This window comes from Psychromonas sp. Urea-02u-13, from assembly GCF_002835995.1.
Lineage (GTDB): Bacteria > Pseudomonadota > Gammaproteobacteria > Enterobacterales > Psychromonadaceae > Psychromonas.
The window spans coordinates 18329-30315 of record NZ_PJBZ01000050.1 but is presented as its reverse complement, the minus strand read 5'-3'; the positions used below and the strand labels follow the sequence as shown (position 1 = coordinate 30315).

Here is an 11987-nt window from a genome sequence, read left to right as displayed (position 1 = left end):
AAGCGCTTTAATAAAATGATGTAGGTTAATTTAATTAACCTACATCATTCTTCCTTCCAAAATAACTTCTTTTTAACATCATTCCATGACAACATAAAGGCCTCTTCTAAAGTTAAGAATAACTCAAATTCTAGGAATAAAATGTCTATTTTTATCAACAATCTTTCTATTCGCAGTAAACTTTTTGGGCTAACACTATTTCCATTATTGGGTTTTATCTGCTTTGCCAGTTATAACTTTATGCAGACTTATCAAGAGAAAATTGCGCTAGAGGAAATGTTAGTACTGACCAATTCCGCCTCCGTGAGCGCATTGTTAGTCCATGAATTACAAAAAGAACGTGGCGCTTCAGCGGGCTATTTATCATCTAAAGGAAAAAAATTCCAACAAGTCATTCAAACGCATCGTCAAAGCACCGATCAAAAACGCCAAGCTTTGCAGACCTTCATACAAAAACAACCATTAACACCTCACCTCAAAGACCTATTTTCAGAAGTTAATCAGACGCTAAATAAGCTGTCAGAGATGCGTAACCGAGTTGATAACTTAGCGGTCAGTGTTGCAGAGGAAGTTGCTTTTTACACTCAGCTCAATGCCTTGTTATTGTCTATTATCGATAATACAGCGAATGAAAATCAAAATGTACAATTGGCCATTTCATCCGTCGCCATTGGCAGCTTTTTACAACATAAAGAGCGTGCAGGCATAGAGCGTGCAGTGCTTAGTAACGTGTTTGAAAAAGACCATTTTACGCCCGCGCTTCTAGAAAAATTTATCCGTTTACTCGCAGAGCAACAAGCTTACTTAGATAAATTTAAAGCGCATGCCACAGTAAAACAGTTCTCAATTTACCAACAAACGGTGACTGGAAAACCCATTCAAGATGTTGACCACTATCGCCAGTTGGCGCTGAAAAAAATGAATGACGGGCAATTTAATACCGATCCTACTGTTTGGTTTAAAACCATCTCGCAGAAAATAAACCTTTTAAAATCCGTTGAAGTGACTCTGCTACAACAGTTAAATAGCAATAATGTGGCACTTATTGCAGAGAAAAACAGTTTGTTAACTAGCCTCAGTATTATCATTCTATTACCCCTGATTTTTGTATTAGGCTTGTCTTTTTATATCGCGAGACAGCTACATAAAGGCATTAATGAAATAACACGTAAAGTGGTACAAATTACCACCAGTAACGATTTAACCTTACGCATTGAAGTTAATAGCAAAGATGAACTCGGCGATATTGGTAATGCCATTAATCACTTAGTTTCGCATCTGCAAGGCTTAGTTGAAAAAATACAAACGACCGCAGATAGCCTCAAATCTAGGTTGGCGGAAAACAAAAGTAATAGTCAGCAGATATCTCATAAAATAAACACCGGCTCCGACCAAGTCACACAAGTGGTGACAGCAACAACAGAAATGAGCAGCACTGTGGCAGAGATTGCGCGTAATGCGATGCAAGCGGCCACAGAAACAGAAAAGGCGAACCAAGAAAGCCAGCATGGTAACCACGAAGTTGAAGAAACCATCGCTAATATTAATCAGCTTTCAACGGAGCTTAATAACGCATCAACAGTCATTGAAAAATTAAACAGCGCCAGCCTTAACATTGGTAAATTCGTTGATGTCATTAAAAGCATCTCTGAAAAAACTAATTTGTTAGCATTAAATGCAGCCATAGAAGCGGCACGAGCAGGAGAATCAGGCCGTGGTTTTGCTGTTGTAGCCGATGAAGTGCGTAGTTTAGCGATGCAAACAAAAGACTCAACCAGCGAAATTGAAATCATGATCAGCGAGCTACAGTCAAGCTCAAGTAGCGCACAAGCCGCTATGTCGAAAGGTATTGAGATGGTTGATAAAAGCGTTAAGGATGCAATACAAGCAGGTAAGGATATCTCACACATCACTACGTGTATTGAAGAGATCAATAAAATGAATGAACAAGTCGCTACTGCGGCAGAAGAGCAAAGTAGTGTTACTGAAGAGATAAATAGGAATATGGTACATATACAAGATGGTTATTCAGAGATGCAAATCAACTATGAAAATATCGACCAATGCAGTCAACGAGTTGAATCACTTGCTAATGAACTTGATGGAGCGGTGAAGCAGTTTAAGATATAAAAAAGCGTCGAGCAGATAGTTACGAGTTTCGAAGCTCGTAGCTAACTACTCGTAGCTATTTTAGATACCGTATTGTTCGCGGTACGCTTGCACAGACGCAAGATGCTGTTGCATCTCAGGCAGTGTTTCAAGGTAGCTTACAACATCAGCAAGTTGCACGATCGAGATAACTTTTGCATCGTAATCACGCTCAACTTCTTGAATTGCAGATAGCTCTGCTTTACCTTTTTCTTGACGATCTAAGGCAATCAATACACCTGCAAGTTCTGCATTGTGCGCATTGATAATATCCATTGATTCACGAATCGCCGTGCCCGCTGTGATTACATCATCAACCAGCATAACTTTACCGGTTAACTCAGAACCTACTAAACTACCGCCTTCACCGTGTGTTTTTGCTTCTTTACGGTTAAAACAATATGGCAGGTCTAAATCGTAATCATTTGATAACGCAACTGCAGTTGTTGTCGCAATTGGAATGCCTTTATAAGCAGGGCCAAATAACAAGTCGTAAGCGATACCAGAATCTTGTAATGCGGCAGCATAAAAACGGCCTAAGCGAGCAAGATCGCGACCCGTATTAAACAAACCTGCATTAAAGAAATAAGGGCTAATACGGCCTGATTTCAGGGTGAATTCGCCAAATTTTAAAACCTGTTTTTCAATTGCAAACTCAATAAACTCTTTTTGATAATCTTTCATTTTTACTCCGCGTTTAGTGCTTTTTTCTGTTCAATAACTAATTTATCGATACCGCCTTTAGCAAGGCTGAGTATCACCAATAATTTTTCATGGCTGAATGCGCCTTCTTCAGCAGTACCTTGAATTTCAATCATGCCACCCGTTTCTGTCATCACAACATTCATATCGGTTTGTGCATTCGAATCTTCAGCGTAATCTAAATCACAAACTGGCGTACCTTTGTAGATACCGACCGAAACCGCTGCAATCATTTGCTTAAGTGGACTCTTTTTAATTTTACCTTCGCTCACCATCCAATTCAAGGCATCAGCGAGAGCAATACAAGCGCCAGTGATAGAAGCTGTGCGTGTTCCGCCATCTGCTTGAATTACATCACAATCGACAGTGATCATATTCTCTCCAAAGGCTTTTAAATCAACAGCAGCACGTAATGAACGTGCAATAAGGCGTTGAATCTCTAATGTACGTCCACCCTGCTTTCCTTTCGCTGCTTCACGCATATTACGTGTATGTGTCGCACGAGGAAGCATTGAATATTCAGCCGTTACCCAACCTTTGCCTTTTAAAAAGCGTGGCACAGACTCTGAAACAGAAGCGTTACATAATACTTTTGTATTACCGACTTCAATTAATACTGAGCCTTCAGCATAAGCTGTAAAATTACGCGTAATTTTTATTTCGCGGTTTTGTTCAGGAGTACGGTTGCTTGGGCGCATAGCTTTAAAACTTGTTAAAAAATGGAGCCTATTATACCCGTTATCATTGAAGGTGCAAAACTCAGCAAGTGGCCAGAGGACAAGTTTATTCATCAACATGATAAATGTTGAAACGAGTAACCACCTTCATGAAAATAAACTTGTTTATTTTCTCAGTTCTCACAAATAACTACCATGCACTTACGCCTTAGCCTATTTTACTGCCTATAAAAGCTTCATCAAAGTTTACTTACCCCAGGTAAGTGCTGGAAATCATTTTCCAGCCTATAGCTTCTCATATTTTTCATAAGGACCATGAAAACATTGAAAAACGCAAAAATAGAGTTTGCTAATGGTGCTGACTTATTTCATTGTTTTTATGCAATTAACTTAAAGTCCTTATCGTGCACAAATAATCTATAAAGCAGCTTGGCTATTTGAATCTTTTAAATGAACCAAAGCCACCAACAAGTCAATAAAAAGTCAATCGCACTTATAAAAAAATCAATTGTACGTTTTTTTTGCTTTATTCCTTTTTTGGGTGTTTAGATAAAGTCAAAAATATTTTATACTGCTTACATGAAAAATGACATCTATAAAACAGTTCAGGTCCTAGAAAAAAACAAAGAAACGTCACTCTTAATCAATGTGCTGGACACCAGAAAAACAGTAGAAAAACTTAATAACTCTTTAATTAGCATTGATAACATTTTAAAAGCTCCTACCTGTAGAAAACCTCAATATGGAGGATTATTTCACCAAAATAACAATGACTACAAGGCTTTGATCACGCAGTTTTCAAGGAAAATAGAGGGTGAGCACGCCACACATAATATAGAATTGCAACGACAGGAGTTTCACTTAAACAAACAAGCTTCTCGCACTAAATTAATTGAAACAATCATAGACAAAAGAAATAAGAATAAAATCAGAATAAAATCAGAGCAAGAGCAATCTAGGTTATCAGATATGCTTAGCGTTACTGGTCAACGATCCATTTTTAAATAACCTATAACACAACCAGCCCTTAGCTGCTAAAGAGCCAAAAAAGATGAAAAATTATCAAGTAATTCCAATGGAGAATCTGGGCCTAGCACAACGCAGGTTAGTCCCACGGATTAACCAAATAGCAATGGAGATGCAAACGCGCTTTAATGATATTTTTACAAAAATGTTTAACAAACAAGTTGAAACAGAAATCGAAGCTGAACTACTACAGTCTCTATCGAAAGAAGAAAATTATATATACACCTCTATCGACACACCAAGCATAGGTGTGTTGTCACTATCTATTGCTGAAGAATCCCTAATACGCCTTACTGGCGATTACATTAATGAAGCCCCTGCTCCGCAGAGTTCTATTGATAATACGGCTATCCGTTTTTTTGATAAACTTGCAAAAATAGTAGTAAAAGAAATTGCTCAGTTAGAGACGATCGCCGACTGTAAAATAGTGGTAACAAAGAAACTCCCGTTGCAAGCTGTGATCCTAACCTTTACGTTAAGATCAGCGAGTACATCAATTCAGTTTACTACCATTTTAAATCATGACTTGGTTGAAAGCTTAACATTAGGCTTCCTCCTCTCTAATATTTCTAAAGAATCAATTGAAGCTAGCTTATTACCTGTTGAGGTTGAGCCAAATGTAGTGCTAATGCAACGTGAATTAACACTAGGTGAACTTTACTCACTCAATTCTGGTGATGTGATTTCAATGAACTTCAATAAAAACATTCCATTTATGATTGGCGACAAAGAATTGTTTACAGGCCAAGTAAGCAATGAAGACGGCAACCTATATTTTACAGTTAATGACAAATAAGAGAATTAATCAATGAACACTCCAGTTAACAAAACTAATGACGAATTAATTACTGACGACCTCAATTTTGAAGATATGAATTTTAATTTTGAAGATGATGACGATAAAGCCATTGAAGAGAAAGTAACCCCATCAGAAACTGTACGCTCTATGGAATTTCTAAACGATATCCCCGTTAAAGTGACCGTCGAAGTAGGCGCTAAAACAGTTGATCTATCTGAGTTACTTTCTATTAAAAGTAATTCAATTCTCATGCTTAATAAAGAAAATGGTGAAGCCTTAGATATTAAGGTTAACGGCAAGCTTTTTGCATACGGCGAAGTTGTCGTATCAGGTGGGCATTACGGCGTTAAAGTCACCGATATTGTCAATGAATATGTTAAATAAAGGAATGACATTATTATTTAAATCTCTTATTGGCGTATTGCTATTACTGCCACTTAGCGTCTACGCAAATGAGGGACTATCTGTGTTATCTATTACTGATACGCCAGATGGTCAGGATTACAGTGTAAAGTTACAAATCCTGCTTTTAATGACCGCATTAAGCTTAATACCTGCGTTTATTTTAATGTGTACCTGTTTTACACGTATCATTATTGTTTTATCTATTTTGCGTCAAGCATTAGGATTACAACAATCACCGCCTAACCAAGTGCTTGTCGGGATTGCGTTATGCCTGTCCATTTTGATTATGAAGCCCGTTTGGAGCAAGGTTTACGATAGTGCATTTGTCCCATACGACAACGGCCAAATAACAATGCTCGAAGCCGCAAGCATTGCAGAGAAACCGATTAAAGCATTTATGCTCAGGCAAACCCACGTGAGCTCATTAGAGCAAATGATGAAAATTGGTGGCGAAGATGAAAGTGTGAAACCAGAAGACTTATCGATTGTGGTTGTCTTACCAGCATTTGTTATCAGTGAACTAAAAACGGCCTTTCAAATCGGATTTATGATTTTTTTGCCCTTTTTAATTGTCGATCTTGTTGTCGCATCGGTATTGATGTCGATGGGTATGATGATGCTATCGCCCTTAATTGTATCGCTCCCCTTTAAACTAATGATATTTGTATTAGTTGATGGATGGACGATGCTTGTCGGCAGTTTAAGTAGTTCCTTCGGATAGCGAAAAAATGACACCAGAACTCGTAGTTTCTATCTTTTCACAAGCAGTTTGGCTGATCATGATATTTGTTTCCATATTGGTACTACCAAGCCTTTTTGTGGGGCTAATTGTTGCCGTCTTTCAAGCTGCGACACAGGTTAATGAACAAACATTAAGCTTTTTACCGCGCTTAATGGCAACACTATTAACCATGGTTTTTACCGGTAATTGGATGATCTCAGAAATAAGTGATTTCTTTGATTATCTCTTTATTAACATACCCAGTTTGATCGGCTAATTATGGGGTTTTCCTTCGCAGAGATAACACAATTACTCGGCTCGTTTTGGTGGCCGTTCGTGCGCATATCTGGGGTTTTTATGTTTATCCCTATCTTTGGTGATGGCGCGGTGCCACGAAAAGCAAGGGTTTTACTGGCCTTCTTTTTAACGCTATTGGTAGTGCCATTCGTAGAAATGCCACCCACAATAGATCCTTTTTCGTTACAAGCGGTCACCATGACAATGGCACAATTAGTGTGGGGATTACTATTTGGATTAACTTTCCAGCTACTTTTTACTGTTTTCACGCTTATTGGACAAACAATATCGATGCAAATGGGACTTGCGATGGCTGTGATGAATGACCCCGCTAACGGTGTCAGCGTCGCTATTGTTGGTAGACTCTACCTTTTTCTTTGCACACTTTTATTTTTGGCCTTTGATGGGCATTTAGTGGCGCTCGCGCTAATGGTAGAGAGCTTTACTATTTGGCCTATTAAAAATGGGTTAGCAATGGCCAGTGTATGGATGGTTATAAAAATGATGGGCTGGGTTTTTGCATCGGCTTTTGCCATTGCTATCCCAGCCATCACGGCAATGTTAATAGCTAACGCCTCCTTTGGTTTTATGAACAAAGCAGCCCCCAGTTTAAATGTATTTGCATTGGGCTTTCCAATGACCATGGTATTGGGCTTATTCGCGTTGTTTATATCTATGAATGGCATAAACTCGCTTTATTTTGACATTTTGCTAGAAGCTTTAGCTTTCAGTCGCCAATACATGCAGGGAGGCACATAATGAGTGATAGCGCTGACAAAACAGAAAAGCCCTCCGCACAGAAGCTCAAGAAATCGAAAGGAGATGGTGAAATACCCCGAGCTAAGGAGTTTGCCTCGGCTTGTTTGTTATTTGGTTTCTGCCTCTTTTTTTATATGAACTTCGCTAGTATTGCACAGGCCGTCATGGATGTTTTCAAACTTAATTTTACCTTTACAGCGGAAACACTGGCGACCAATGACGCCATCCTATTACGCTTAAGTAAATCAATTTTTACACTCATTGAAATATTCTTTCCTTTTATTATCGTCGTGGTACTTGCTACCACGATTGGTAGCCTATTATTAGGAGGCTGGGTATTCAGCTTTAAGCCTATTCAACCCAAGCTGGATAAATTAAGCTTTTTGAAGGGCATTAAGCGAATGTGGTCATTAAAAACAGTCGTTGAATTAATCAAATCTATTTTTAAAGTGACGTTTATATCCCTGTTACTTTATTATTTTTTAAGCGATAACATTCAAGATATACAGTCTTTTCGTAACCTTCCCTTGGAAAGCTCATCGATCGCCGTATTGAATAAACTTGCACTTTATTCTATGTATATCATTGGCATATTGTTACTTTACGGACTGGTAGATTTACCTTATCAAATATTTGAATTTAACAAGCAAATGAAAATGTCTAAACAAGAAGTAAAAGAGGAACATAAGCAAGCTGAGGGGCGACCAGAAATTAAGCAACGCATCCGACAAATACAACAACAAACATCGCAACGCGCAATCTCTAAAACAGTGCCTAACGCAGATGTTGTGGTGATGAACCCAACACATTACGCTGTGGCAATAAAATACGATACAGAGCGCGCAGAAGCACCATTTTTAGTGGCAAAGGGCAATGACCAGGCCGCTTTGCTAATACAGCGAGTCGCATTAGAGAATGACGTTGAAGTTATTATTTCTCCGCCGCTTGCCCGCGCTATTTATCACACCACGCAACTTGACCAAATGATCCCTAACCAGCTATTTGTCGCCATTGCCCATGTACTTTCATACGTAATACAACTACGTGCTTTTAGAGAAAATAAAGCAGAGAAGCCTAATCACTTACCAAACTTTGTTATACCAAAAGGATTCAAATTTTAATGGAAATGTTCAACAAGCTAAAAAACATAAAGCTGAGCCTCGCCATTCCGATGGTGTTATTAATGATCTTATCGATGATCATTTTGCCACTTCCTCCGTTTCTTCTTGATATATTCTTTACGCTAAACATTGTATTAGCAATATTAGTTTTATTGGTGAGTACCACAACAAAAAAGGTTTTAGACTTTTCTATTTTCCCAACGGTCTTGTTAATTGCAACACTATTGAGATTGACGCTGAACGTTGCCTCTACACGTATAGTGTTACTTGAAGGGCACAAAGGTGGGGAAGCAGCGGGTAGTGTAATACAGGCATTTGGTGACGTTGTTATAGGCGGTAATTACATCGTTGGTATGGTCGTTTTTGTTATCTTAATGATTATTAACTTCGTGGTAATAACAAAGGGTGGAGAGCGTATTTCAGAGGTATCTGCGCGCTTTACGCTGGATGCATTACCCGGAAAACAAATGGCCATTGATGCCGATTTAAACGCCGGTGTCATTGACCAAGAGCAAGCAAAAACACGACGCAAAGAAACAAGTGACGAAGCGGAATTTTACGGCTCAATGGACGGGGCGAGTAAGTTTGTCCGAGGAGATGCTATCGCAGGTATTTTAATCTTAATGATTAACTTAATTGGTGGTGTTTTAATTGGTATATTTTCACATGATTTAGATGCGACAGAGTCTTTTCAAACATTTGCATTACTGACCATCGGTGATGGTATCGTTGCACAAATTCCTTCCCTATTATTAGCGACAGCGTCTGCAATCATCGTGACGCGTGTCAGTAATTCCGATTCTGACATTTCGGAAACAATTTCAAAGCAAATTTTAGCCACACCAAGCGTGCTTTATACGGCAGCAGCGGTAATGGCAATCATTGGCTCAGTGCCAAATATGCCACATCTGCCATTCTTTATTTTCGCAGTAGTATTAGGCTTTGTTGGTTGGCAACAAACAAAATCGCAGAGCGAACAGCAACTTGAAAGCATCAACGAATCTGTTAGCCCATTATCCACAAGCAACGAAACACCGCTGGACTGGAGTGCAGTAACCGATATTGAGCCCATTACGATAACGTTAGGTTATAGACTCGTTTCTTTAGTTAATAGTGAAAATGGCGCCCCTTTATTAAAAAGCATAAAAGGTACGCGTAAGTCTCTTTCAGAAACAGTAGGTTTCTTAATACCCGAAATCACTATCCGCGATAACCTATCATTAAGACCCAATGAGTATGCCATTTTTATCGACGGTGAAGAGATAGAGAAAGGGTCGGTCATCATGGATCACTTTATGGCCGTTTCTCTCGATGATGAATTTACAGAAATAGATGGCATAATTGGTAAAGATCCCGCCTATCTTATGCCTGTTCTTTGGATCAATCCGCAGGATAAGTCGCTAGCAATTAATTTAGGCTATCAAGTTATAACACTTTCTGACGTTATCGCAACACATATTAACAAGGTATTAAGTTGTAATTTATCGAGCATATTTAACTATGATGACATCAAATCGATGAATGATAAGCTAGCCGTTATTCACCCCCAACTAGCAGAATCCTTAAGCACCTCTGTTACCGCTGGGCTGCAATTACAGATCGTTAAATACCTACTTGCTGAACAAGTTCCTATCAAAAATAAAAAGGTTATTGCCAACACTATTTTAGACAGCATCAATAAAACCAAAGATGCTATTCTAATTGCATCTGATGTACGTGCAGCCCTAAAACTAACGATATTAAGCCTACTAAGTCCTGACAGCAAAGAGCTCAACGTCTTTGTGTTAAGTGCTGAATTAGACAACACTTTGCGCAATGCTATCGCACAAGCGCAATCACAGAACCCTGATATCAGCTTAGATATGGCCCCGATCGACTCAAATATACTTACGCAACTGCAAGTTAACTTACCCAACATTACCCAGCAGATGATGCAACAAGGGCTGGTGCCTATCCTCTTAGTATCACCAACCGTTCGACCTATGATGGGCAAATTTGCAAGAGCATTTTCTAATGATTTAGTTGTGTTATCATTTAACGAAATTGCTGATGATTATAAAATTAATGCAGTCGGTAATTTAGATTAATAATTTTTTTGCATAAAAATGAAAAGAAATACTGAAATTGTGCGTATATATAGATAAATGAGAATATGGACATAAATAAAATGGAAATAAATAAAACAACAGCAGTCATTAAGACACAACAAGCCACCAATAATATAGAGACTAAAATTGCTAAGCCTAATGTAAAACAAACCAAAGTAGACGTTCACATTGGCGATGTCCAAATGCTTGACGAAGCCAATGCAAAATTAAATAAAATGTACGAAGTTGACCTAGAGAAAGTCAAGCAAGTCAAGCAAGCGATCAGCGATGGTAAAATAACACTGAACTTAGCAAGTTTGTCTAAAGCAATTACTGACGAACACTTGTTAGGAAATGGTAAAGATGAATAAAAAAGAGGTTCTTAATTTATTCCATCGTTCATTATTGGATGATACAAAAAGTGCGACTGAGTTGTTGGCTTTACTTGTATCTACAAGGCTGTACTGCATTGAAATGCAATCAGAAAACCTTCAATTAGCCAACATTGAAATTATTAAACATGTTGAACACCTTGAAAAAAATCATGCAAAAAGACTAAAAATTATTGATGCTTTTAAATTTCCTAATGATATCACTGCTTTTTTGAATCATTTGCCTATCAGCATTCGTACCGAGGTAACACTGAGATTCAATGAACTAATCTCCATCTTGAAATACTGCGAAGAAAAGAACCAAGGTAACGGAAACATTTTCTCTCAACAACATGAGATGGTGGCCAATATGTCAAAAGCATCACTCACTATTCGAATCTAGAAAATTTCTGAGGGTGGTATTCGCACTAAGCAGAGACAAATTGAAGAGCTATCATTACGTCATGATTACACATGTTTTATCAGCCTCTAGTGACTGTTAGCTTGCTTTTAACTTCATTACTTTTTTTTGCATCTAACTCTTTCCAGCCTAGTTTTGCGTTAGTTTCATAGCTATTTAGATTACTGCAGATAAGCTTCTTTGGTTGGTTATCAATTTTCACAACGATCACCGCTCCCTGACTATAAGCCATACTTTCATGGTAGCAGTTCCCCTGATTTAAATACCCTTGCTTAACTAGAAGCTTTGTTTCAATACTATTTAACCCTTCTGGCACACGCACTTTTTTTATATTCGCATTAGCATCAGATAACACACACACAACTAACATCATGGATAATAGCATTACATTGATTATCTCTTTGCTTATTCCCATAGCGGTTATGTTTGACTTTGTATTATTTATTTCCATAA

The 11987-nt window shown here is 38.2% G+C and carries 14 protein-coding genes; 11 read left to right on the top strand and 3 right to left on the bottom strand.

Annotated elements, in window-relative coordinates; translation table 11 throughout:
• Positions 1-141: 141 nt before the first annotated feature.
• Positions 142-2130 carry a methyl-accepting chemotaxis protein gene (locus CXF74_RS07800; RefSeq protein ID WP_101081858.1) on the top strand — a complete coding sequence of 663 codons (1989 nt, stop codon included), beginning with the start codon at positions 142-144 and terminating at the stop codon, positions 2128-2130.
• 60 nt (positions 2131-2190) lie between these two features.
• On the opposite strand, the gene pyrE is transcribed toward CXF74_RS07800, so the two are convergent.
• Positions 2191-2832: an orotate phosphoribosyltransferase gene (pyrE, locus tag CXF74_RS07795; protein ID WP_101081857.1), complete on the bottom strand. Its 642-nt coding sequence runs from the start codon at positions 2830-2832 to the stop codon at positions 2191-2193.
• Between the two features lie 2 nt (positions 2833-2834).
• Positions 2835-3548: a ribonuclease PH gene (rph, locus tag CXF74_RS07790; RefSeq protein ID WP_101081876.1), complete on the bottom strand. Its 714-nt coding sequence runs from the start codon at positions 3546-3548 to the stop codon at positions 2835-2837.
• A gap of 558 nt (positions 3549-4106) precedes the next feature.
• On the opposite strand from rph, the gene CXF74_RS07785 reads away from it, so the two are divergent.
• The 10 genes from CXF74_RS07785 to CXF74_RS07740 all read left to right on the top strand — a co-directional run bounded on the left by CXF74_RS07785 (position 4107) and on the right by CXF74_RS07740 (position 11516).
• Complete coding sequence (locus CXF74_RS07785; protein WP_101081856.1) at positions 4107-4535, top strand: hypothetical protein; 429 nt, start codon at positions 4107-4109, stop codon at positions 4533-4535.
• Positions 4536-4578: 43 nt separating this feature from the next.
• Entirely contained in the window at positions 4579-5349 is a 771-nt protein-coding gene (locus tag CXF74_RS07780) for a FliM/FliN family flagellar motor switch protein (RefSeq protein ID WP_101081855.1), read from the top strand.
• A gap of 12 nt (positions 5350-5361) precedes the next feature.
• Entirely contained in the window at positions 5362-5736 is a 375-nt protein-coding gene (gene fliN / locus CXF74_RS07775; RefSeq protein ID WP_101081854.1) for a flagellar motor switch protein FliN, read from the top strand.
• Complete coding sequence (fliP, locus tag CXF74_RS07770) at positions 5720-6478, top strand: flagellar type III secretion system pore protein FliP (protein WP_101081853.1); 759 nt, start codon at positions 5720-5722, stop codon at positions 6476-6478. The genes fliN and fliP overlap by 17 nt, the downstream gene beginning before the upstream one ends.
• A gap of 7 nt (positions 6479-6485) precedes the next feature.
• Positions 6486-6755 carry a flagellar biosynthesis protein FliQ gene (fliQ, locus tag CXF74_RS07765; protein ID WP_101081852.1) on the top strand — a complete coding sequence of 90 codons (270 nt, stop codon included), beginning with the start codon at positions 6486-6488 and terminating at the stop codon, positions 6753-6755.
• A gap of 2 nt (positions 6756-6757) precedes the next feature.
• A complete protein-coding gene (fliR, locus tag CXF74_RS07760; protein ID WP_101081851.1) occupies positions 6758-7534 on the top strand; it encodes a flagellar biosynthetic protein FliR in 777 nt (258 codons plus the stop codon).
• A complete protein-coding gene (gene flhB / locus CXF74_RS07755; protein WP_101081850.1) occupies positions 7534-8655 on the top strand; it encodes a flagellar biosynthesis protein FlhB in 1122 nt (373 codons plus the stop codon). Before fliR ends, flhB begins: the two co-directional genes overlap by 1 nt.
• Positions 8655-10742 (top strand): flagellar biosynthesis protein FlhA, encoded by a 2088-nt coding sequence (locus CXF74_RS07750; protein ID WP_101081849.1) that lies wholly within the window; start codon positions 8655-8657, stop codon positions 10740-10742. Before flhB ends, CXF74_RS07750 begins: the two co-directional genes overlap by 1 nt.
• Before the next feature lie 80 nt (positions 10743-10822).
• Positions 10823-11113, top strand: coding sequence for a hypothetical protein (locus tag CXF74_RS07745; protein ID WP_157822352.1), 291 nt, complete (start codon positions 10823-10825; stop codon positions 11111-11113).
• Positions 11106-11516, top strand: a complete 411-nt coding sequence (locus CXF74_RS07740; protein WP_101081847.1) for a hypothetical protein — start codon at positions 11106-11108, stop codon at positions 11514-11516. Before CXF74_RS07745 ends, CXF74_RS07740 begins: the two co-directional genes overlap by 8 nt.
• A gap of 79 nt (positions 11517-11595) precedes the next feature.
• Here CXF74_RS07740 and CXF74_RS07735 read toward each other — a convergent pair whose 3' ends face one another.
• Positions 11596-11985: a DUF1496 domain-containing protein gene (locus tag CXF74_RS07735; protein ID WP_101081846.1), complete on the bottom strand. Its 390-nt coding sequence runs from the start codon at positions 11983-11985 to the stop codon at positions 11596-11598.
• Between the last annotated feature and the right edge of the window lie 2 nt (positions 11986-11987).